The sequence below is a fragment of the Streptomyces sp. NPDC020489 genome (assembly GCF_044386545.1).
Classification (GTDB): Bacteria; Actinomycetota; Actinomycetes; order Streptomycetales; family Streptomycetaceae; genus Streptomyces.
In genome coordinates this window covers 434035-456118 of the sequence record NZ_JBIRUZ010000006.1, presented here as the reverse complement: position 1 = coordinate 456118, position 22084 = coordinate 434035, and the positions used below count along the sequence as shown (strand labels likewise).

The following is a 22084-nucleotide window of genomic DNA, read 5'->3' as shown; positions in this document are numbered from 1 at the left end:
ACCTCTCCAGGAGGTCCCGCCCTTCGTCGTACGGCTGTGTCAGTGCCCGGCGGCCTCGTGCGAGGCGCTCTCGCTCGCCGACGCGGACGCCGACGCCTCGTCGGTCGGGGTCGCCGACGGCGAGGCCGTGCCGGTGGCGGAGCCGGACGGGGACGGTGACGTGCTCTCGCCCGTGCCCGGCGCCTCGGGGGCCTGGGTCGGGCCCCACTTCTCGAAGTAGCTCTCGGCCGGCACCACGAAGGCCTTCAGGCTCACCGCGCCGGTCCTGCTGAAGGTGAAGGTGATCTTCTGGGCGTTGCCGTCCTTGATCGCCTCACGGCTGCTGGGCAGGACCGCGGTGGCGTTGCCCTTGCCGCCGAGGACGAGGGAGCCGCCGGCCGGGATGGTCAGCTTGCCCTTGCCCTTGGCGGGGGAGAGCTCGGCGGTCTTGCCGGCGCCGTCCACGGTGACGGAGTCCAGCGTCTCGGCGGTGGAGCCGCTGTTGAACAGGGTCGCGGAGATCACGGCCGGGCCGGTGGACTCCAGGTCGGGCTGGGTGATGACCACGGCGTTCTGAATCTTGATCTCGCCGACGGTGGTGGCCGCGTTGTCCGGCTTGATCTCCAGCGTCTGGGCGTTGTTGCCGGCGCCGCACGCGGCGAGCGAGGCGATCGAGAACGCGAGGGCGGCGGCGCTGAGTGCGCCGCGTCGAAGGCTGCTGCTCACGGCGGCGGCAACTCCTTGACTCGAACGGGGGGCTGCATAAAGCCGCCCTAAGTGTCTGTCAGCGGCCTTAGGTTACCGAGCCGTTCCCGCGTCGCCGCACCCGACCCTCCCCTCGGCCGGGTCGGCTTCGCCCGCCAGGGGGTGGCGCCCCGCGGACGTCACCCGGAATCCACCAGGGTCGTCACCCGGGAGCCACCTGGGAAATCCCCCGGAAGCCACCTGGGACGTCACCCGCGCGGTCCCCGGCGCAGACCCCGCGCGGTCGCCCGGTGTCGACCCCGCGCGTCGGGCGCCGGTCATCCGGAAGTCGCTCACTTCACAAGTGACCCACCAGGCACTTTGGCCCCGGCACCCGTTCGCCATTCACATAAGACTCCCGCGCGTCGGCTCGCAAATCTTCCGTGAAGGAATGCGCGATCGCCCACGGAATTGATCACGAGGTGATCCGGTGGCTCACGCGATTGGGCGTGATCAATTCCGGAATCGACGCGGAACTGACTCCCGGCACCGAACGGAGTAGCGGAAGTCGCACACTTGGAACCAGACATATGGGGACGTTCGGCCGCCTGTGAGGGCCTCCGGATGCGTGTAACGTACGCGTTTCACCTCCCCCGGAGAGCCGCTCCGACCTGCGAATACTGACTTCCGCTCCGCCCGCGCAGCACGTTCCTGTTGCTGTTGTCAAGCCCCGAGATATGCCCTGACCTGCGAAAACGCCATTCAGAACCCGCAGTTTCCGTGTTACTCTGGATAGCCACGGAAGGGGTACCTGTCACATGACGTTCAAGGTTGGCGACACCGTGGTCTATCCCCATCACGGGGCCGCGCTGATCGAGGCCATCGAAACTCGCCAGATCAAAGGCGTGGACAAGACCTACTTGGTGCTGAAGGTCGCCCAGGGTGACCTGACGGTACGTGTGCCAGCGGACAATGCGGAGTTCGTCGGCGTGCGTGATGTGGTCGGTCAGGACGGACTGGACCGGGTCTTCGAGGTGCTGCGCGCGCCGTACGCCGAGGAGCCCACGAACTGGTCGCGTCGTTACAAGGCAAATCTGGAGAAGCTCGCCTCCGGCGATGTCATCAAGGTCGCGGAAGTCGTGCGCGACCTGTGGCGTCGTGAGCGTGAGCGCGGACTTTCCGCAGGTGAGAAGCGCATGCTCGCCAAGGCCCGCCAGATCCTGGTGAGCGAGCTCGCCCTCGCGGAGAACACGAACGAGGACAAGGCCGAGGCCCTTCTCGACGAGGTCCTCGCGTCCTGACGCACGCTGCCGCCGCCAGGCTCGGCCCAGCACAAGTGGTGTCGCTTTAACAAAGTGCCGCGGTGCCCGATGACATATTTCTGTCGCCGGGCGCTGCGGCATGTCCGTACCCGGACACCGTCCCCATGACGGGACGAGGGCGGGACCCCGGATACTTGGTGTGCCGGGCCCGGGCGCAGGCTCGACCGGCGTCACGGAAGGGTCCGGTCAAGGCGTCGCGCCCGGCACGCTGTCTGTCGTACCCACCTCGGCCGAGCACACAAACCTGACAGGAACCGATGTCTGACGATTCGCGCCCCTCGCTCACGACAAGCCGTACGCAGGCCCGTACCGCCGTCGTGATCCCGGCCGCCGGCCGCGGCGTACGCCTCGGCCCGGGCGCCCCCAAGGCGCTCCGCGCGCTGAACGGCACCCCCATGCTGATCCACGCGGTCCGCGCGATGGCCGCCTCCCGCGCGGTCTCCCTGGTCGTCGTCGTGGCCCCGCCCGACGGCGCCGCCGAGGTCAAGAGCCTGCTGGACGCCCACGCCCTGCCCGAGCGCACCGACTTCCTCGTCGTCCCCGGCGGCGCCGAACGACAGGACTCCGTCCGGCTCGGCCTGGACGCCCTGCCGCCCGACTACGACATCGTCCTCGTCCACGACGCCGCCCGCCCGCTCGTCCCCGTCGACACCGTGGACGCGGTCATCGAGGCCGTACGCGAGGGAGCGACCGCGGTCGTGCCCGCGCTGCCGCTCGCGGACACCGTCAAGGAGGTCGAGCCGGCCACCGTCGCCGGTGACCCCGAGCCGGTCGTCGCCACCCCGCGCCGCGCCCGCCTGCGTGCCGTCCAGACGCCCCAGGGCTTCGACCGCGCGACCCTGATCCGCGCCCACGAGACGGTCACCGTCGACGTCACCGACGACGCGACCATGGTCGAACAGCTGGGCGAGACGGTCATGGTCGTCCCCGGCCACGAAGAGGCCTTCAAGGTCACCCGCCCCCTCGACCTCGTCCTCGCCGAGGCGGTCCTCGCGCGCAGGAGGCTCAACGATGGCTTCTGAGCAGCACCCCCTGCCCCAGGTCGGCATCGGCACCGACATCCACGCCTTCGAAGAGGGCCGCGAGCTGTGGTGCGCGGGCCTGAAGTGGGAGGGCGAGGGCCCCGGACTGGCCGGGCACTCCGACGCCGACGTCGTCGCCCACGCCGCGTGCAACGCGCTCTTCTCCGCGGCCGGGCTCGGCGACCTCGGACAGCACTTCGGCACCGGGCGGCCCGAGTGGTCCGGCGCCTCGGGCGTCGTCCTGCTGACGGAGGCCGCCCGGATCGTCCGCGAGGCGGGCTTCCGGATCGGCAACGTCGCCGTGCAGGTCGTCGGCCCCCGCCCGAAGATCGGCAAGCGCCGCGACGAGGCCCAGAAGATCCTCACGGAAGCGGCGGGCGCGCCCGTGACGGTGTCGGGCGCCACGACCGACGGACTGGGGTTCCCCGGCCGGGACGAAGGCCTCCTGGCGATCGCCACCGCACTGGTCGTACGAACAGCCGACTGACTGTTATCCACAACCGTCCAAGGCACTAGGACCAGCCCACTACCCTGGACCCGTGACTATTCGCCTGTACGACACCAGCGCCCGGCAGATCCGTGACTTCACCCCGCTCACGCCGGGCTGTGTCTCGATCTACCTGTGTGGCGCCACCGTGCAGGCCGCACCGCACATCGGGCACATCCGGTCGGGGCTGAACTTCGACATCATGCGCCGCTGGTTCGAGCACCGCGGCTACGACGTCACGTTCATCCGCAACGTCACCGACATCGACGACAAGATCATCGTCAAGTCGCACGACCAGGGCCGCCCCTGGTGGTCGATCGGCTACGAGAACGAGCGGGCCTTCAACGACGGCTACCACGCCCTCGGCTGCCTCCCGCCGACCTACGAGCCGCGCGCCACCGGACACGTCCCCGAGATGATCGAGATGATGCGCGGCCTCATCGAGCGCGGACACGCCTACGAGGCCGACGGCAACGTCTACTTCGACGTGCGCTCCTTCCCGGGCTACCTCCAGCTGTCCAACCAGGAGCTGGACAACCTGCTCCAGCCCGCCGGGGACGGCGAGACCGGCAAGCGCGACCCGCGGGACTTCGCCCTGTGGAAGGCGACCAAGCCCGGCGAGCCCGACTGGGAGACCCCCTGGGGCCGCGGCCGCCCCGGCTGGCACCTGGAGTGCTCGGCCATGGCCCACAAGTACCTGGGCCCCGCCTTCGACATCCACGGCGGCGGCCTCGACCTGATCTTCCCCCACCACGAGAACGAGATCGCCCAGGCCCAGGCCTACGGCGACGACTTCGCCTCGTACTGGGTGCACAACGCCTGGGTCACCATGAGCGGCGAGAAGATGTCGAAGTCGCTCGGCAACAGCGTCCTGGTCTCCGAGATGGTCAAGACCTGGCGCCCGATCGTGCTGCGCTACTACCTCGGCACCCCGCACTACCGCTCGATGATCGAGTACAGCGAGGAGGCCCTGCGCGAGGCCGAGTCGGCGTTCGCGCGCATCGAGGGCTTCGTCCAGCGCGTCGTCGAGAAGGCCGGCACCGTCGAGCCGGCGGCCGAGGTCCCGCCCGCCTTCGCCGAGGCCATGGACGACGACCTCGGCGTCCCCCAGGCCCTCGCCATCGTCCACACCACCGTCCGGCAGGGGAACTCGGCCCTCGCCGCCGACGACAAGGAAGCCGCCGTGGCCCGCCTCGCCGAGGTGCGCGCCATGCTCGGCGTCCTCGGCCTCGACCCGCTCGACCCGCACTGGGCCGGCGAGACCGACCGCGGCGAGGACCTGCACGGAGTGGTCGACAGCCTCGTACGACTCGTCCTCGACCAGCGCGAGTCCGCCCGCGGCCGCAAGGACTGGGCCACCGCGGACGCCATCCGCGACCAGCTCACCCAGTCCGGCCTGAGCATCGAGGACGGCCCCCAGGGACCGCGCTGGACCCTCGGCCCGCGCTAGCCCTTTCCATGATCGATTGTGCCGCCCGGCCCTCCGGGCGGCACACTGCATAGACGTACGTATTCATCGCACTTGTCACCGCACGGATTTCACCGCACGAGAGAACAGGTAGGTCATGGCCGCCAACAACCGCCGCATGTCCGGCAAGAAGGGCGCGCAGGTCGGCAGTGGCGGCCAGCGACGCAAGGGTCTCGAGGGCAGGGGCCCCACGCCGCCCGCCGAGATGCGCAAGAAGCACAAGGCGAACCGCATCGCCAACGCCAAGGCGAAGCAGGCCGCGCGCCGTCCCACGCCGCGTGGCCGCGGCGGCAAGGGCACGTCCGAGATGGTCGTCGGCCGCAACCCCGTCGTCGAGGCGCTGCGCGAGGGCGTGCCCGCCTCGACGCTCTACGTCCAGCAGTTCATCGACAACGACGAGCGCGTGCGTGAGGCGCTCCAGCTCGCGGCCGAGCGCGGTGGGATCAACCTCATGGAGGCCCCCCGCCCCGAGCTCGACCGCATGACCAACGGCCTCAACCACCAGGGCCTCGTCCTCCAGGTCCCGCCCTACGAGTACGCCCACCCCGAGGACCTCGCCAACGCCGCCTACGACCACGGCGAGGACCCCCTCGTCGTCGCCCTCGACGGCGTCACCGACCCCCGCAACCTCGGTGCCGTCGTCCGTTCGGTGTCGGCCTTCGGCGGCCATGGCGTCCTCGTGCCCGAGCGGCGCGCCGCCGGCATGACCGCCGGCGCCTGGAAGACCTCCGCCGGCACCGCTGCCCGCACGCCCGTCGCCCGCGCCACCAACCTCACCCGCGCCCTGGAGGCGTACAAGAAGGCGGGCATCGCCGTCGTCGGTCTCGCCGCGGACGGCGAGCACGAGGTGGGCGAGCTGGCGGCCCTCGACGGGCCGGTCGTGATCGTGGTCGGCAGCGAGGGCAAGGGCCTGTCCCGACTCGTCGGAGAGACCTGCGACTTCCGCGTCCGCATCCCGATGCCCGGTGGCGCCGAATCGCTCAACGCCGGTGTGGCGGCGGGCATCGTGCTGTACGAAGCGGCCCGCCGACGCGCCTGAACAGGCGTCCGCGCCGTCACCCGTACGGGGTAATCCTGGCGTCCCGGGCAAGCTTGACGGAGTCCGGACACATCCGGGCGGTCAAAGCAGTGTCCTAAACACACGTCACTCGGTTAGATGAGTGTGGACACCAGAACACCCCGCACACCCACGGGGGACCGCTCGTCGGGATTCGATTCCGGATTCGACGACGCTCCCGCGCTGAGCATGGTGAAGGTGCCGAGCGATCCGGCGCAGGTCATCGTCAACCACGCCAGCTTCCGCGTGCAGTTGGGCGCGTCGACGAGACGTGCCCAGACCCCGCGGATCGCCCGGCACGTGAGCGCCGCCGAGGACACCGCCCGGATGCCCGCCGTGGGCGCCACGGCCACCGGCGCGGCCCGCCGCCGCCCCGTCGTCTGGAGCGGCCGGTCCGCCCCCGACGACACGGGCGCCCACCGCCTGCTCCAGGCCGTGCGCGAAGGCGGCGTCCGCGCCGCCGACCCCGCCGCCGACGCCGGAGCCACCCAGGTCATCCCCCGCGTCGATGTCGACACCGGCTACGACCCCGGCTACGACGAGTTGGCCCAGACGGTCGAGACCCCCGTCGTCGGCGCCCAGCGCACCTACGACGGCGACGAGCCCCGTCTGCTGCCCGAGATGCGGACCGTCGGCAGCGCCTACGACGACGAACTCGCCTACGACGACGAGCAGTTCGAGGAGCCCGCCCGGTCCGACGGCACCGGCGCGCAGCCCAGGCGAGGCGTCGACCCCGCGCGGCACGCGTACTACCCCGGCCGCCGCATGAACCTCGGCGTCGTCCTCCTGCCGCTGCGCGTCTTCCTCGGCTTCATCTCCATCTACGCCGGCATGGGCAAGCTCTGCGACCCCGTCTACTTCGACGGCGGCAAGCGCGGCTCGATGGTCAAGTGGCTCAACACCCTGCACCCCTGGGAAGTCGCCGAACCCCTACGGCAGTTCGCCCTCCAGCACCCCGTCGGCTCCGGCCTCGTCATCGCCTTCCTCCAGGTCATCGTCGGCGTCCTGACGATCTTCGGCTGCTGGCAGCGCGTCGCCGCCGTCGTGGGCGCCACCCTCTCCGCGGCCCTCCTGCTCACGGTCAGCTGGAAGAGCGTCCCCGCCTACGACGCGCCCGACATCATCTACCTCGCCGCCTGGTCCCCGCTGATCATCGCCGGCGCCCCCGTCTACTCCATCGACGGCCGCCTCGCCGGCAGCGCCTGGCGCCGCCTCGGACCCCGCTCCGACCTGTGGGAACTGCGCCGCTACGTCCTGCGCCGCGGCGCCCTCGTCACGGCCGTCGTCATCGGCCTCACCCTGCTGATCGGCTCCCTGCTCGGCGGCGCCGTCCGCGACGCCGACCGCATCATCGTCCCCGGCCCCGGCGAGGCCCCCCGCAACGAACTGCCCGGCTCCCCGCTCCCCCAGGACCCCGCCAAACGCAAGAAGACCCCGTCCGCCTCCACCACGCCCACCCGGGACGCCACGGCAGGCAGCACGGCCACCCCCTCCGGCGCCGCCACCACCCCGGGCGCCACCCGCGACACCAGCACCACCGCCCCCAGCCAGACGCAGGGCACCGGCCAGGCCCCGCCCCAGCAGTCCGCGCCCCCCGGCGGCGCCCCCAGCACCAGCTCCGGACCCACCGGCGGCACCGGCTCCACCGGCGGCTCGACCGGCGGCTCGACAGGCGGCTCGGACACCGGAGGCTCCTCCGGCGAACCGGGCCTGGTAGGCGGCCTGTTGGGGTAGATGGGCCGGTGGGCGGAATCCTCGGGCAGTAACCACCCACCGGCTGACCCCACGACAACGCGAAGGGCCCCGCACGTTTCCGTGCGGGGCCCTTCGCGTCATGCGCTCTCAACGACCCAGCGCCGCCAGCTCCTTGGCCGCCTCGCTCAGGTCCTTCGCCGTGTCGATGGCCCGCCAGTACGCCCCCTGCGGGATCGGGAAGCCGGCCAGCCGCCGCTCCCGCGCCAGATGCGGGAACGTCGTCCGCTCATGGTCCCCACGCTCCGGCAGCATCCCGGAGAACTCCGGCGAGAAGACGTACACCCCCGCGTTGATCTCGTACGTCGTCGGCGGCGCCTCGATGAAGTCCGTGACCCGGCCGAACCCGTCCGTCTTCACCGCCCCCCACGGAATCCGGGGCCGCGCCAGCGCCAGCGTCGCCACCGCGTCGCGCTCGGCATGGAAGTCCGCCATCTCGCGCAGCGAGAACCGGGTCCAGATGTCGCCGTTCGTGGCGTACCAGGGCCGGTCCGGGTGCGGCAGCCGCGCCGCCGCGTACCGGAGACCACCACCGCGGCCCAGCGGCTCCGTCTCGACCACCGTCGACACGTTCACCGGCAGATCGGCCGAGTCCAGCCACGACTTCAGGACGTCGGCGAGATGGCCGCAGCTGATCACCACGTCCGTCACACCCTCCTCCGCCAGCCAGGCAAGCTGATGACCGATGATCGGCGTCCCCGTACCGGGGATCTCGACCATCGGCTTGGGCCGGTCATCGGTGTAGGGGCGCAGCCGGGATCCCTGGCCGCCGGCCAGGACGACGGCTTGCACGGGGCGGGACGCGGCATTCGGATCGGTCATGACCGAAACTTTACGGCCCGCTCCTGGGGCGGGTTGAGCCGGTCACCGGGCTTTGGTGGGTGGGGTCGGTCACGGCGTCCGGGGGGTGGGGTCGGTCACCGCCGCCGGTGGGTGGGGTCGATCCGCGCGCCTGGCTGGCAGGGGCGGTGCGCGCGCCCGGTGGGTGGGGTTGATGCCCGCGCCTGGCAGGGAGGGCTGCTCCCCGCCCCCGGCAGGCAGGACCGATCCCGCCCCCGGCCGGCAAGGCCGCCCCCTCCCCGGACCGGCGAGGCCGCGACCGCCCCCGACCGGCCAAGCCGCCTCCGGGCGCGGGAAACGGCCTCCCCTCGGGTGAGGGAAGGCCGGTGCGCGGGCGGACGGGGGTGCCGGGAGCCTCCTGTGCTTGGCCGGGTGTGCCGGGAGGCTCAGCTGTGCGCGGCCGCCACGCCCGTCGCGAAGGACGTGTCACACACGGGCCGGGCGTACGACTGCGCACGCGTCGGGCCGTAGACCCGCACCGCCGCGCGGCCGAGCGCGCGGGCGATCGACACACAGTGCTTGGCGAGCGACGGACGGCCGTTCACGGCCTCCTGGAGGTGGGTGAGGGCCACGCCCGGGTTCTCCTCCTGGAGCTCCGCCAGGAGCTTGTCCCGCAGGACCTCGTGGGGTGCCCGCGCCCTGGCCTTCGAGGAGGCGCCGGCCGCCGAGACGTCGGAGGCGGTGAGCACCGAGGCCGAGGGATCTCCCGACCAGTCGACTCGGGTGACCGCGAGGGTCCCGGAGAGCACCAGGACGACGGGCAGGACAAGGGCGAGCGTGCGGCCGATACGGCGGGCGGGGCCCCGGCCGCGTCGCGTCTGTTGGTTAGTGGAGTGCTTCACGCGTGTGAGGGTAGCGCGGGGTGATGATTTGGCGACATTTAGTCACCGGTTCGGGGGATGGATTGGTGCCTCGAATTGGGTAAGGCGTTGACGCACACTGCTCGAAACGCCCGGTCTGCCGGGGTATTCCGCAAGGGCCGACAGGACACGAGGAGGGCCCCGCAGAACGCTGCGGGGCCCTCCTCGTCAACCTGGGCGCATCACCCGGGATGTTCCGCCTGTGGGTCAGTCCGACAGGCGCGCACCCGTGGAGGTCGAGAACACGTGGGTCTCGCCCGAGCGCGGGACGACGTGCAGCGTGCTGCCCTTCTCCGGGACGTCACGGCCGCTGACACGGACGACGAGGTCCTTGGAGTCGCCGTCGAGCTGGGCGGTGCCGTAGACGTACGCGTCGGCGCCCAGCTCCTCGACCACGTTCACGGTGACCGCGAGACCCAGGTCCGCCTCCGGGCCCGCCACCTCGAAATGCTCCGGACGGACACCCACGGTCACCGTCTTGTCGGTGATGCCGGAGACCGCGTCACGCTGCACCGGCACGACGCTCTTGCCGAACTTCACGCCACCGTCGGTGATCGGGACCTCGACCAGGTTCATCGCGGGGGAGCCGATGAAGCCGGCGACGAACAGGTTCGCCGGGCGGTCGTACATGTTGCGCGGAGTGTCGATCTGCTGCAGCAGACCGTCCTTCAGCACCGCCACCCGGTCGCCCATCGTCATGGCCTCGACCTGGTCGTGGGTGACGTAGACGGTGGTGATGCCCAGGCGGCGCTGGAGCGAGGCGATCTGCGTACGGGTGGAGACACGGAGCTTGGCGTCGAGGTTCGACAGCGGCTCGTCCATGAGGAACACCTGCGGCTCACGCACGATGGCGCGACCCATGGCGACACGCTGACGCTGACCACCGGAGAGCGCCTTCGGCTTGCGGCCCAGGTACTCGGTGAGGTCGAGGATCTTCGCCGCGTCCTCGACCTTCTGCTTGATCTCCGCCTTCGGCACGCCGGCGATCTTGAGCGCGAAGCCCATGTTGTCGGCGACCGTCATGTGCGGGTACAGCGCGTAGTTCTGGAACACCATGGCGATGTCCCGGTCCTTCGGCGGCAGGTGCGTGACGTCACGGTCACCGATGCGGATCGCACCGCCGTTGACGTCCTCGAGCCCCGCCAGCATGCGGAGCGAGGTGGACTTGCCGCAGCCGGACGGGCCGACCAGAACGAGGAACTCCCCGTCCTCGATCTGGATGTCGAGCGCGTCTACGGCGGGCTTCTCGGAACCCGGGTAGATCCGGGTCGCCTTGTCGAACGAGACAGTGGCCATGGTGAAGGGCCCCCTTCTACCGGCAGGAACGTGCCGGACGATCCGTTGTAGGAAGGTGGTGGTGTAGTCCACGCAGGTGAACTGGGAGGGACGGTACCTGGCGTTCACCCGTATGTCAGTACCTGAGCCTCTGTGAACTTCGCGGAAATTTTCGACAGGGCGTGCCGAGGACCTGGGTACACTGCACGGGCGCGTACGCGGCAGACGCACGCACGCCTCCTTAGCTCAGCTGGCCAGAGCAACGCACTTGTAATGCGTAGGTCGTCGGTTCGAATCCGACAGGGGGCTCTCGACGGCAGAAGCCCAGGTCAGATCTCGGTCTGACCTGGGCTTCTCGTGTTGTCGGCAGTGGCTCGACGGTCTACTTCGCCACCGTCCTGGTCGCCTTGCTCACCGCCGTCCCGTCCTTGTGGCCGGTCCGGTGCGCGATCACCTTCATGGTGATCTTCTTGCCCTGCTGTGCCGACTTCAGCACGAGCGAGGACCGGGTGGCGCCGCTGATCTTCGTGCCGTTCGCGTACCACTGGTAGGAGTACGTGGTCGGCGCCGGGCTCCAGGTGCCCTTGGTCGTCTTCAGCGTCTTGCCGACCTGCGCGGTCCCGCTGATCACCGGCAGCTTGTTCGCCTTGGGCGCGTTCCCCTTGGCCACGGTCACCGCGCCCGAGCCGGCCGTCCCGCTCTGCCAGCCCTCCTTGACCGCGGTCACGGTCACGGTGAGCTTCTTGCCGACCACCGAGGCGGGCAGGGTGTACGTCTTCGCCGTCGCCCCGGAGATCGGCTTGCCGTCCGCGTACCACTGGTACGTGTACGAGGACGGGGTCGCCGACCAGCTCCCCGGCGCCGCCGTGACCTTGGCGCCCACCTTGGCCGTGCCGGTCACCTTGGGGGCGGCCGTGTTCTCCAGCGTGGCCGGGGTGACGGTGAAGCTGCCGCGCGGGAACTCCCAGCCGCGCGTGAGCACGCTCACGTTCCAGGTGCCGGTGGCCGCGCCGGCCAGGTCGAGCGTCGCGGTCACCGTCCGGTTGTCGGCGGAGACCGAGTCGGCCGCCGCCGTCAGGGTCCGCCCGGACTGGCTGAGCCGTACGGTGACGTCCGGGCCCAGCGCGGTACCGGTGACCGTCAGCCTCACCTTGCCGCCGGCCGTGCCGGTGTCGGGGCTGACAGCGGTGACGGCCGTCTTCTCCGTGCCGCACACCGGGGACGTACAGGTCAGCTCGGCGCTGTAGGCCGTGCGGGACGCCTTCTCGGGCAGGCCCAGCAGGAACACCGTCGGGGTGCTCTTCGAGGAGGAGCCCAGCACGTCGCAGTCGTAGCCCTCCGGGATGTAGTGCGTGCAGCCGTTGGCCCAGGTGGACGTGTTGTACAGCACCGGGACCGCCGTGGCGGTGGCGCCGGTGGTGTCCTTGATGGCGGTCTCGAAGCGGTCGAACCCGGCGGTCGGCAGCGCCGCGCACACGGCGGTGCGGGACTCGTCCAGGGTGCCGGTGACCGGCCCGTACCCGTACGCCACCGACGGCACCTTGGCGCATTCCGGCGCGGGGCCTTCGGCGGTCGCGATCCGCAGGGCGTCCAGGCGGTACTCGGGCGCCGCCTTCAGCGTGACGGGCGTCTGCACGAGGACCTGGTGGGTGGTGGACCCGGTGACGGCGCAGGAGGTGTTGCGGAAGGCGCACTCCATCCGGCCGTCCCCGTCGATGACCGCGCTGTTGGCGGTGCCGAGGGCGTCCCGCACGTTGACGTGCACGACGTCGTCGGCCGCCGCGGTGGTGACCTGGTGGCAGTTCAGCGTGCCGGGACCGGCGTAGCCGCTGCGCACGGAGGGGCCGCCGACCGGGGCCGCCGTGGTCTTCGCGCAGCCCGCCGAGGAGGCGCTCGCGGTGACGTCGCGCCGGGTCAGGGAGTATGTGGCGGTCTCGTCCCGGCCGTTGACCAGCACGGTGTGGGCCTTGCCGGGGGTCAGGGAGCACAGGACCCAGCCGTTGGTGGTGGCGTAGCGCTCGCAGACCCGCTTGCCGTCGGAGTCGACCACCGAGAACGCCGCGGACGCCGTCCCGGAGGTGGTGACCAGTTGGAGGACCTCGGCGGCCGAGTGGGCGTCCGCCGGGATGCCCAGGCAGTGGGAGAAGACGCCGCCGCCGGTGGTCAGCGTGGCCTGCGCACCACCCGCGCCGAAGCTGCCGGCGGGCAGCACGGGGCAGCCCTCGGTGATGTCGGTGCGGTGGAAGGCGACCGCGTACGGGCCCGTGGCCGAGTCCCCGCTGTCCTCGGTGTGCACGAGGGCGCGGTAGGGGGCCTCGCCGGTGAGTGCGCAGTAGCCGCCGCGCAGCGCGGATTCGTCGCACTGGGCGCTACCGGTACGGTCCAGGACCTCCACCTCGGGCGTCAGCCCGGCCGAGGAGAGCGAGGTGAGCGCGGCGACACGCGCCCCCTGCGGGACGTCCAGCGCCAGGCAGTCGTACTGCCCGACCGCGCTCAACTCGCCCTGGTGCAGACCGGTCCCGGTCGCCACGCACCCGGCGTCCGAGGCGCGGTCGAGGACGATCAGCCCGGCACGCGTGTCACGGAACGGGGAGGTGCCGTCGAGGACGGCCGTATAGGTGCCCGGTGCCTTGATCCGGCACGGATCGGCCCCGTACCGGCACACGCTCAGTCCGGCCGCGTCGTACACCCGGGCCACCCCGACCTCGCGGTCCTCGCTCACCGAGTGCACGGTGTACGGACCGGCCGCGGCCGCGGTGAAGGTGAAGCAGGGGTTGGCGGTGAGGTCCTGCCGCTCCGGCGCGCCGAACGGGCGGAGCGGGGCGGTGGTGCAACCCCGCGGGTCGTTGAGCCGGCGTACCTTCACGCCGTACTGGGCGGGGAAGCCGCTCTCCGCGCGCCAGACCGTGGAGATGACCCGGTAGGGGCCGTCGCCGGGCAGGACGCAGCTGTCCTCGTCGTCCTCCGGGAACCGCTCGCAGATCCGGGCTCCGGTGGCGTCGGTGATCCAGGCGAGGGAGTCGCCGTAGGTCTTCGAGCCGTAGGTGAGGCGGACCCGGTCGCCGGGCTCGCCCGTGAAGGGCTGGCAGTCGACCTGCACGCGGCTCACGGTCGTCCGGGTGAGATCCGGCTGGTCCCAGCCGGTGCCGACGGGGTCCGCGCAGCCCTCGGTCCCGCCGAGCGGCACGAAGCTGACGGAGGCGGTCGTGTCCGACCAGCCGGTGTTGAGGACCTTCAGCGTGTAGGTGCCGGCCGCGGGCACGCTGCACATGTCGTGCGTGGCGTACTCGTCGCCGTAGCAGTCCACCGCACTGCCGTCGTCGGCGAGCAGCTGCCTGGTCATGGCATTGCCGGAGGCGTCCTTCGCCGGTGCCAGATACAGGCCCGGTGTCGTGACGGTGACGGTGTAGCAGACGCTCGCGTCGGGCCCGATGGTCGCCTCACCGACCGCGCCGCCCGGGTCGCCGAACGGCGCGAGCGCCAGCGGCGCGCACTCCTCCGCGGCGACGGCCGGACTCGCCGCGGTCAAGGACAGCAAGGACGCCAGCAGCGAGACGACAGCGGCCGATGCCGCGAGCACAGCCGTCCGTCTCCGTCTCGTAGGCGGACAGGAGTCGTCGTCGGACATGGATCCCCCCTGGATCATCGATTGTTGAGGCGATGGTCGCACAGGGGTGTGACAGTGAACCCGTGAGTTTCCAGAGGCGGCCGAAACCCTCTGGCCGACGGCTCAGTGGCGCCCGGCGACCCGATCGGCAACCCGCGCCAACCGCGACGACCCCACGCTGTTCGACGCCGCCTCCCGCCGATCCGCGGCCCGATAAGTGGCGTACATGCCCTGCACTCCCAGCCACCGAAGCGGCTCCGGCTCCCACTTGCGCACCTTGTGCCCGACCCACGGCAGGTCGGTCAGCTCGGTCCTGCCGCCCTGCCCCGAGTCCAGCAGCACCAGGTCCCGCAGCGTGCGCGCGGCCAGGTTCGTCGTCGCGACGCCCGAACCGACGTACCCCCCGGCCCAGCCCAGCCCGGTGGTCCGGTCCAGGGTGACCGTCGCGCACCAGTCGCGGGGCACCCCCAGCACCCCCGACCAGGCGTGTTCGATGCGCACTCCGGCCAGCGACGGGAAGAAGCCCACGAGGACCTCCCGCAGGGCCTCGATCGTCGCCTGCTGGGTGCGGCCGTCGTTGTCCGTCCTCGACGCGAAGCGGTACGGCACCCCGCGCCCGCCCAGCGCGATGCGCCCGTCGCCGGTCCGCTGGGCGTACATGTAGGCGTGCGCCATGTCCCCGAGCGCCTCCCGCCCGTCCCAGCCGACCGTGGCCCACTGCCGCTCGCTCAGCGGCTCGGTCACCACCATCGAGGAGTTCATCGGCAGCCAGGTGCGCCGCTGGCCCTTGAGGCTCGCGGTGAAGCCCTCGGTGCAGCGCAGGACGTAGGGCGCGCCGACGGTGCCGTACGGCGTGACCGCGTGCTTCGGGCGGATCTCCGTCACCGGCGTGTGCTCGTGGATCGACACCCCCAGCGCCTCGACCGCCGCCGCGAGGCCCTTCACCAGCTTCACGGGGTGCACGCGCGCGCCGTGCGGTGTCCAGGAGGACCCCACGGCGTCGGCGACGCGGATCCGTTCGGCGGTCTCCCGGGCGTCGTACAGTCGGCGGTCCTTCTCGCCGTACGACAGCTCCTGCGCGTGGAAGTCCCGCAGGCGCGCCAACTGGGCGGGCGTACGAGCCACTTCCAGCACCCCGCCCTGGTGGATGTCGGCCTCGATGCCCTCCTCGCCGGCGGCGCGGACGACCTCGTCGACGGTGTCGTTCATGGCCTGCTGGAGGCGTACGGCGGCCTCGTGGCCGTGCACGCGCGCGTACCGGTCGCGTCCGGCGATGCCGTTGTAGAGCCAGCCGCCGTTGCGGCCGGAGGCGCCGTAGCCGCAGAACTTCTGCTCCAGGACGGTGATCCTGAGGAAGGGGGCCGCCTTCTTCAGGTAGTACGCGGTCCACAGGCCCGTGTAGCCGCCCCCGACGATCACGACGTCCGCGGTGGCGTCCCCGCCGAGGGGCTCACGCACCGCGGGCAGGCCGTCGTCCGCGTACCAGAAGGAGATGCCGCCGTTCACGACAGCGCGTTCCGAGCTGCTCATGGCCGGGACGTTAACCCTGGGGAGCGGCTGTTGTCTCCTTCGGATTCCGTCGTCCCGGACGGCCTCTGACCAGTGGATAGCACCCGAATCCGATGAGAGCGGAGGCGAAGTGCCCCAGGTCGGTGAAGGTCCGCCCGCTCACCAGCGGCACCCCGTACACGACGAGCACGACCAACGCGTACCCGGACCGCCACCGCCACGGAATCCGGTAAACGAGCACCGCCACCACCCCCGCCAGCGCGTAACTCACCCCGATGTCCAGGGTGTTGACCGCCGACTCGGGCGCCATCCCGTGCCGGATCCCCCACAGCAGCGCGCCCTCGCTGACGAGGGTGGCCAGCACGTGCGCGGCCCCGCAGACCGCGAGCCAGCGTGCGGTGCCGAGCCAACGCTCGGCCGGCGCGTGGAAGACGGTGTAGAGGACGGCGTACGGCAGCCAGTGGCCGCCGTCGATCCACATCGCGCTGGAGATCAGCACCCGGACCGGCTTGTGCGACAACTCGTGGATGTTCGTGGACCGTTGGCGCAGGAACTCCTCCTCGAACCCCGGCGACATACGGTGCACGGCGACCGTCGTCGCGAACAGGATCGCCAGCCAGATGTACGTCCCGGGCGCGCTGCGGACGTACATCCACAGCCTGTGGAAGCCCCGCGGAATTCGCATGAGCCGATTCACCCACGCCGATAGCCTCCGGGCGTGATCGACATTCCGGAGGAACTGGCGGCGGCGCAGGAGAAGTTCAACGGGGAGGCGGGACGCGGGTTCATCGCGGGGTTGCCCCGGCTGGCCGCCGAGTTCCTGGACCGCTGGGGGCTGCGGCGGGACGGCGCGGCCATGCACGGGGTCACGGCCCTGGTCCTGCCGGTCGTCCGCCGCGCGGACGGCACCAAGGCCGTCCTGAAGCTCCAGCCCCTGGACGAGGAGAGCGCGGGCGAACCGGTCGCCCTGCGCGTCTGGGACGGCGACGGAGCGGTACGCCTCCTGGACCACGACGCGACCACGGGCACCATGCTGCTGGAGCGCCTGGACCCGGCCCGCATGCTCTCCCGCGTCCCCGACGCCCACGAGGCCGCCCTCGTCATCGCCCGCCTCCTGGCCCACCTGACGTCGGGGCCGGCGGCGCAGGGCATGCGCGGGCTCGGCGACATCGCCGCGGCGATGTTGCGGCGGACGCCGTGGGCGCTGGAGCGGATCGCGGACCCGGAGGCCCGCGCCCTGGTCGCCGACTGCGCGGCGGCCGTACGGGAGGTCGTGGACGAGCCCGGCGACCGGCTGCTCCACTGGGACCTCCACTACGACAACGTCCTGGGCGCGGACCGTGCGCCCTGGCTCGCGATCGACCCCAAGCCCCTCGCCGGCGACCCCGGCTTCGACCTGCTCCCCGCGATCGGCAACCGCTTCGACGACGCCGAGATCCTCCGGCGCTTCGACGCCATGACCGGCGAGATGGGCCTGGACCGGGCACGCGCGCGTGCGTGGACGCTGGGGCGGGTGCTCCAGAACTGCCTGTGGGAGATCGAGGACGGGCGCCCGCTGGAGCCGGAGCGACTGGAGATCGCCCGGCGGCTGAGGGAGAGCCGGTGATCCGGCTTACGGACGGGGCGTCGGCCGGGCCTGGGCCGTGTGGTGGTCAGGGTTCGAGGACGACCTTTCCCGTGGTCCCGCGGGTTTGCAGGGCTCGGTGGGCCGTTGCCGCGTCGGCGAGGGGGAAGCGGTGGACCGCGGGGGTGAGGCGGCCGGTGGCGGCTTCGGTGAGGGCGCGTAGTTCGAGGGTGCGGACGGGGTTGGGGCCGCCCGCCTTCTGCATCATCGTGGCGCCGAGGACCTGTTCGGAGACGCCGTCGATGAGGTAGGGGTCGCCGCCCTCCTTGAGGCCGTCCGCGGACCAGCCGAAGACGATGTGCCTGCCGTCGGGGCCGAGGAGGGCGACGGCTTCGCGGGCCACGTCGCCGCCGACGCCGTCGAAGACGACGGTGGCGGTGCGGCCGCCGAGGTGGGCGCGGACCTTGTCCGGCCAGGCGGGGTCCGTGTAGTCGACGGCGAGGTCGGCGCCGTTCGCCTCGACGCGGGCGACCTTCGCGGGGCCGCCGGCGAGGCCGATGACGGTGGCTCCGGCGTTCTTGGCGTACTGCACGAGGAGGGTGCCGATGCCGCCGGCGGCGGCCGGGACGACGGCGACGGAGTCGGGGCCGAGGTCGGCGAACTGGAGGATCCCCATGGCCGTACGCCCTGTTCCGATCATGGCGACGGCCTGGGCGAAGTCCAGGTTCGGCGGGATCTCGTGGACGCGCTCGACGTCGGTGACGGCGAGTTCGGCGTAGCCGCCGGGGGCGAAGCCGAGGTGGGCGACGACGTGCTTGCCGAGCCAGTGGGCGCCGACGCCCTCGCCGAGGGACTCGACGGTGCCGGCGACCTCGCGGCCGGGAATGGTGGGCAGTTCGGGCAGGGCGGGCAGGGGCCCCTGCATGCCCTCGCGCAGGGCGGTGTCGAGGAGGTGGACGCCGGCGGCCCGCACGGCGACGCGGATCTGGCCCGGGCCGGGCCGGGGGTCCTCGACCTCCTCGTAGGTGAGGTTCTCGGCCGGGCCGAAGGCGTGCAGGCGGATGGCGCGCATCAAGGACTCCTCTGGTCGACTGTCCTGTCATGTCCTGTCCTCAGGCCGTCCACTCTTCAACCTCAAGCGCGATTGAGGTCAAGTGCGTTGTCAGTGGTGGGGTGCAGCATGGGGGCATGGCGAGCAGAGCGGTGGGCGGAGCGGGCGGGGCCGGGGTGAAGGGTGCGCGGCGACCGGAGGTGCGGCTTCCGCCCCTGGTGGCGTACGAGGGGGGCGGGCTGGAGCCGGACGGGGACTATGACGGGCTGGGGTTCACGGAGGCGGACCTCGCCGGGCAGGACGGCTCGGGGGCCCGTTTCATGGACTGCGCGTTGACGGGGTGCGCGCTGGACGACACGCGGCTGCGCCACGCGCGCCTGCTGGACTCGGTCCTCTCGGGGGTGCGGGGGGTGGGCACGGACCTGTCCGAGGCGACGCTGCGGGACGTGGAGGTGGTCGACGCCCGGATGGGCGGGGTGCAGTTGCACGGGGCGGTGCTGGAGCGGGTGGTGATCCGCGGCGGCAAGATCGACTATCTGAACCTGCGTTCGGCGCGCCTGCGGGACGTGGTCTTCGAGGGCTGTGTCCTCGCCGAGCCGGACTTCGGCGGGGCCCGGCTGGAGCGGGTGGAGTTCGTGGACTGTGCCCTGCGCCGCGCGGACCTCACCGGGGTGACGCTCAGGGACGTGGATCTGCGGGGCGCGGCGGAGCTGGACATCACGCGGGGGGTGGAGCGGCTCGCGGGGGCCGTGATCAGTACCGCGCAACTGCTGGACCTGGCACCCGTGCTGGCGGGGCAGTTGGGGATCCGGGTGGAGGGCTGAGGGGGTGGGGGCTTTCTACGGCAACGTCCTGGTCGCGCGGGAGTGCGCCGAGGTCGTGCCGCTGCTCGCGGGGGCGGCGCGGGCGGGCGGCGTGCTGCTGCGCGGGTACGCGATGCCGGTGGGTCCCCTGCACACGGCGATCTTCCCACCGGAGCCGGAGCGCGACGCGATCGAGCTGGCCGGACCGCTGAGCGTGCTGCTGGGTGCGGCGACGCTGAGCGCGTACGTGCAGGACTCGGTCGCGCTGGACCTGCGGGTGTTCGTGGAGGGGGAGGAGCGGCACCGCTTCGACTCGTGTCCCGGGTACGGCGAGGCGGTGGGCGCCCGCCTGGCCTGCCCCGACCCGGTCGGCGCCGACCCGGACGCCTTTCTGCCGCTGGCGGCCGGGCCCGTGGACCGGCTCGTGCTGGGGTCGGTGCTGCGGGGCGTCCCGCTGGATCCCGACGACGCGGAGGACGGCCGGTATCTCTTCGCCGACGCCCAGCACCATGACGTGATGGAGGCGCTGGGCCTGGACGCCCACCGGCTGAGCACCGGGTTCGCCCTCCTCGCCCGTGGCTATCTGCCCGAGGGGCTGCCGCCGCAGGAGCTGAGGGTGTTCGGGTCGCTGCCGGGATGACCGGGGCGCTGCGAGCGGCGCGCGGGGCCGGCCGTCAGCGGATCCGGGGGAAGCGGGCCTGGAGGGTCCAGATCGCCGGGTTCTCGGCGAGGTCGTCGTGGAGGTCGCAGAGGTCGGCGATCAGGTCGTGGAGGAAGTCCCGTGCCTCGCGGCGGAGTTCGGCGTGGGAGAAGGTGAGGGGCGGTTCCTCGGCCGGCATCCAGTCGGACTCGATGTCGACCCATCCGAAGCGGCGCTCGAAGAGCATGCGGTCGGTGGACTCGGTGAAGTCCAGTTCCGCGCGCTGGGGGCGGGAGGCGCGGGAACCGGCCGGGTCCCGGTCGAGGCGCTCGGCGATGTCGCACAGCGCCCACGCGAAGTCGAGCACCGGCACCCATCCCCAGGCTGTGGACAGTTCCCGGTCCGCCTTGGTGTCGGCGAGGTAGACGTCCCCGCAGAACAGGTCGTGACGCAGCGCGCGGACGTCCGCGCGGCGGTAGTCCGTCTGGGGCGGGTCGGGAAAGCGGTTGGAGAGGGCGTAGCCGATGTCGAGCACGTACGTGATGGTGTCACGACGGGGGGACAGTGACGGGGGAGCGGTGGGGGGGGCGGTCCGCGCGTGACGGGGGCGTGGTGGGGCGGCCCCCGCGCCTCACCGCATCGCGGCCCCCCGCGCCCGACAGCCTCACCCCGTCGCACCCCCCGCGCCTCACCGCCTCACCACCCCCGCGTCCTAGGATCACTGTCATGTCCCGATCCGCACGCCTTGCCCCAGCCTGTACGTCCCCGGTCCGGGGCCTGGGCCGGGTCCTCGGCCTCGGCCTCGGCCTCGTCCTCGTGCTCACGGCGTGTGGTGCGAGTGGGGTGCGGGGTGTGGCGGGTGGGGCCGGGGTGGGAGATCCGTACTTTCCGGAGGCGGGCAATGGCGGTTTCGACGTCTCCCGCTACGCGTTGCGGCTGTCCTACGACCCCGAGGCGGAGCACTTGTCCGGGACGGCGACCGTCACCGCCCGTGCCACCGGGGACCTGTCCGCCTTCGACCTGGATCTGAAGGGGATGGACGTCGCCGAGGTCACCGTCGAGGGGCGCGCGGCCCGTTGGGAGCGTGAGGGGCAGGAGCTGATCGTGCGTCCGGGCGGCGGCCTGGAGAAGGGTGAGACCTTCGAGGTGCGGGTCCGCTACTCCGGCACCCCGCGGACGATCACGGACCCCGACGGCTCCGAGGAGGGTTGGCTGCCCACCGAGGACGGCGCGGTCGGGCTCGGCGAACCGACCGGTTCGATGGCGTGGTTCCCCGGCAGCCACCACCCCGGCGACAAGGCGTCGTACGACGTCACGGTGACCGTGCCGGAGGGTCTGGAGGCCGTGTCCAACGGGGAGTTGGCGCGAAGGACGACCCGCGACGGCCGCACGACGTTCACCTGGCGCACCGCCGAGCCGATGGCGAGCCATGCCGTCACGCTCGCGGTCGGCGACTACGAGGTGAGCCGCTCCACCGCCGGTGACCTGCCGGTGTACACGGCCGTCGCCGCCGGGCAGGAGGAGGCGAGCGAGAAGGTGCTGGCGCGGCTGCCGGAGGTCGTGCGGTGGGCGGAGGGGAACTTCGGCCCGTACCCCTTCGCCTCCACCGGTGCGATCGTCGGCGGCGAGGCCGACGCCGGGTACGCGCTGGAGACGCAGAACCGCCCCTTCTTCCCCGGCGCCCCGGACACCCCTCTGCTCGTCCACGAGCTCGCGCACCAGTGGTTCGGGGACTCCGTGACCCCGCGGACCTGGCGGGACATGTGGCTGAACGAGGGCTTCGCGACGTACGCGGAGTGGCTGTGGGAGGAGGACGAGGGCGGCGACAGCGCCGAGGAGACCTTCGACGCGCTCTACGACCACGGCGAGGACCGCTTCGAGGACCTCTGGGCCTTCCCCCCGGCGAAGCCCACGAGCGCCGCGCACCTCTCCGACGAGGGTCCGGTCTACCAGCGCGCCGCGATGGTCGTCCACAAGATCCGGCAGACCGTCGGCGACGACGCCTTCTACGACATCCTCCAGGGCTGGACCGCCGCCCACCGGCACGGCACCGCGGACACCGGGGACTTCACCGCGTACGTGGAACGGCAGGCGCCGGACGAGGACTTCGACGGGATCTGGGCGGAGTGGCTGTACGGGGAGGGGAAGCCGGAGCACCGCTGAG

The 22084-nt window shown here is 71.9% G+C and carries 19 protein-coding genes and 1 tRNA gene; 11 read left to right on the top strand and 9 right to left on the bottom strand.

Features of this window, described 5'->3' with window-relative positions:
- Nucleotides 1–39: 39 nt before the first annotated feature.
- On the bottom strand, nucleotides 40–705 hold the full coding sequence (locus ACH41F_RS19185; protein WP_391234089.1) for a DUF461 domain-containing protein: 666 nt from the start codon (nucleotides 703–705) through the stop codon (nucleotides 40–42).
- A 776-nt stretch (nucleotides 706–1481) separates the two neighbouring features.
- Here ACH41F_RS19185 and ACH41F_RS19180 point away from each other — a divergent pair.
- The 6 genes from ACH41F_RS19180 to ACH41F_RS19155 all read left to right on the top strand — a co-directional run bounded on the left by ACH41F_RS19180 (nucleotide 1482) and on the right by ACH41F_RS19155 (nucleotide 7753).
- Entirely contained in the window at nucleotides 1482–1964 is a 483-nt protein-coding gene (locus ACH41F_RS19180; RefSeq protein ID WP_003953493.1) for a CarD family transcriptional regulator, read from the top strand.
- A 278-nt stretch (nucleotides 1965–2242) separates the two neighbouring features.
- Nucleotides 2243–3007: a 2-C-methyl-D-erythritol 4-phosphate cytidylyltransferase gene (gene ispD, locus ACH41F_RS19175; protein WP_391234090.1), complete on the top strand. Its 765-nt coding sequence runs from the start codon at nucleotides 2243–2245 to the stop codon at nucleotides 3005–3007.
- Nucleotides 2997–3494, top strand: a complete 498-nt coding sequence (gene ispF / locus ACH41F_RS19170) for a 2-C-methyl-D-erythritol 2,4-cyclodiphosphate synthase (RefSeq protein ID WP_391234091.1) — start codon at nucleotides 2997–2999, stop codon at nucleotides 3492–3494. Before ispD ends, ispF begins: the two co-directional genes overlap by 11 nt.
- 52 nt (nucleotides 3495–3546) lie before the next feature.
- Nucleotides 3547–4944, top strand: coding sequence for a cysteine--tRNA ligase (gene cysS / locus ACH41F_RS19165; protein ID WP_398836678.1), 1398 nt, complete (start codon nucleotides 3547–3549; stop codon nucleotides 4942–4944).
- Nucleotides 4945–5059: 115 nt separating this feature from the next.
- Nucleotides 5060–6001 carry a 23S rRNA (guanosine(2251)-2'-O)-methyltransferase RlmB gene (gene rlmB / locus ACH41F_RS19160; RefSeq protein ID WP_398836677.1) on the top strand — a complete coding sequence of 314 codons (942 nt, stop codon included), beginning with the start codon at nucleotides 5060–5062 and terminating at the stop codon, nucleotides 5999–6001.
- 117 nt (nucleotides 6002–6118) lie between these two features.
- Nucleotides 6119–7753: a DoxX family membrane protein gene (locus ACH41F_RS19155; RefSeq protein WP_391234094.1), complete on the top strand. Its 1635-nt coding sequence runs from the start codon at nucleotides 6119–6121 to the stop codon at nucleotides 7751–7753.
- 108 nt (nucleotides 7754–7861) lie between these two features.
- Here ACH41F_RS19155 and ACH41F_RS19150 read toward each other — a convergent pair whose 3' ends face one another.
- From ACH41F_RS19150 to ACH41F_RS19140, 3 genes are all read right to left on the bottom strand, one after another.
- Nucleotides 7862–8593: a sugar phosphate nucleotidyltransferase gene (locus ACH41F_RS19150; RefSeq protein WP_391234095.1), complete on the bottom strand. Its 732-nt coding sequence runs from the start codon at nucleotides 8591–8593 to the stop codon at nucleotides 7862–7864.
- A gap of 404 nt (nucleotides 8594–8997) precedes the next feature.
- The gene (locus ACH41F_RS19145; protein ID WP_391234096.1) at nucleotides 8998–9453 is read right to left on the bottom strand and encodes a hypothetical protein; all 456 of its coding nucleotides are present in this window, start codon (nucleotides 9451–9453) and stop codon (nucleotides 8998–9000) included.
- Nucleotides 9454–9678: 225 nt separating this feature from the next.
- Entirely contained in the window at nucleotides 9679–10767 is a 1089-nt protein-coding gene (locus ACH41F_RS19140) for a sn-glycerol-3-phosphate ABC transporter ATP-binding protein UgpC (protein ID WP_391234097.1), read from the bottom strand.
- A gap of 214 nt (nucleotides 10768–10981) precedes the next feature.
- Here ACH41F_RS19140 and ACH41F_RS19135 point away from each other — a divergent pair.
- Nucleotides 10982–11055, top strand: a tRNA-Thr gene (locus ACH41F_RS19135).
- A gap of 73 nt (nucleotides 11056–11128) precedes the next feature.
- Here the strand turns inward: ACH41F_RS19135 and ACH41F_RS19130 are convergent.
- The 3 genes from ACH41F_RS19130 to ACH41F_RS19120 all read right to left on the bottom strand — a co-directional run bounded on the left by ACH41F_RS19130 (nucleotide 11129) and on the right by ACH41F_RS19120 (nucleotide 16547).
- Nucleotides 11129–14326 carry a Tat pathway signal protein gene (locus ACH41F_RS19130; protein WP_398836675.1) on the bottom strand — a complete coding sequence of 1066 codons (3198 nt, stop codon included), beginning with the start codon at nucleotides 14324–14326 and terminating at the stop codon, nucleotides 11129–11131.
- A 150-nt stretch (nucleotides 14327–14476) separates the two neighbouring features.
- Nucleotides 14477–15883 carry an NAD(P)/FAD-dependent oxidoreductase gene (locus tag ACH41F_RS19125; RefSeq protein ID WP_398836673.1) on the bottom strand — a complete coding sequence of 469 codons (1407 nt, stop codon included), beginning with the start codon at nucleotides 15881–15883 and terminating at the stop codon, nucleotides 14477–14479.
- A gap of 10 nt (nucleotides 15884–15893) precedes the next feature.
- Entirely contained in the window at nucleotides 15894–16547 is a 654-nt protein-coding gene (locus ACH41F_RS19120) for a rhomboid-like protein (protein WP_398836672.1), read from the bottom strand.
- A gap of 33 nt (nucleotides 16548–16580) precedes the next feature.
- On the opposite strand from ACH41F_RS19120, the gene ACH41F_RS19115 reads away from it, so the two are divergent.
- Nucleotides 16581–17468 (top strand): aminoglycoside phosphotransferase family protein, encoded by an 888-nt coding sequence (locus ACH41F_RS19115; RefSeq protein WP_398836670.1) that lies wholly within the window; start codon nucleotides 16581–16583, stop codon nucleotides 17466–17468.
- A gap of 46 nt (nucleotides 17469–17514) precedes the next feature.
- On the opposite strand, the gene ACH41F_RS19110 is transcribed toward ACH41F_RS19115, so the two are convergent.
- Nucleotides 17515–18498 carry a zinc-binding dehydrogenase gene (locus ACH41F_RS19110; protein WP_398836669.1) on the bottom strand — a complete coding sequence of 328 codons (984 nt, stop codon included), beginning with the start codon at nucleotides 18496–18498 and terminating at the stop codon, nucleotides 17515–17517.
- A gap of 116 nt (nucleotides 18499–18614) precedes the next feature.
- Here ACH41F_RS19110 and ACH41F_RS19105 point away from each other — a divergent pair, with 116 nt between their 5' ends.
- Complete coding sequence (locus ACH41F_RS19105; protein ID WP_398836667.1) at nucleotides 18615–19301, top strand: pentapeptide repeat-containing protein; 687 nt, start codon at nucleotides 18615–18617, stop codon at nucleotides 19299–19301.
- 4 nt (nucleotides 19302–19305) lie between these two features.
- Entirely contained in the window at nucleotides 19306–19920 is a 615-nt protein-coding gene (locus ACH41F_RS19100; protein ID WP_398836666.1) for a hypothetical protein, read from the top strand.
- Nucleotides 19921–19954: 34 nt separating this feature from the next.
- Here the strand turns inward: ACH41F_RS19100 and ACH41F_RS19095 are convergent, their stop codons facing one another.
- A complete protein-coding gene (locus ACH41F_RS19095) occupies nucleotides 19955–20455 on the bottom strand; it encodes a hypothetical protein (protein WP_391234105.1) in 501 nt (166 codons plus the stop codon).
- Nucleotides 20456–20646: 191 nt separating this feature from the next.
- Here ACH41F_RS19095 and ACH41F_RS19090 point away from each other — a divergent pair, with 191 nt between their 5' ends.
- Nucleotides 20647–22083 carry a M1 family metallopeptidase gene (locus ACH41F_RS19090; protein ID WP_398836664.1) on the top strand — a complete coding sequence of 479 codons (1437 nt, stop codon included), beginning with the start codon at nucleotides 20647–20649 and terminating at the stop codon, nucleotides 22081–22083.
- Nucleotide 22084 lies beyond the last annotated feature (1 nt).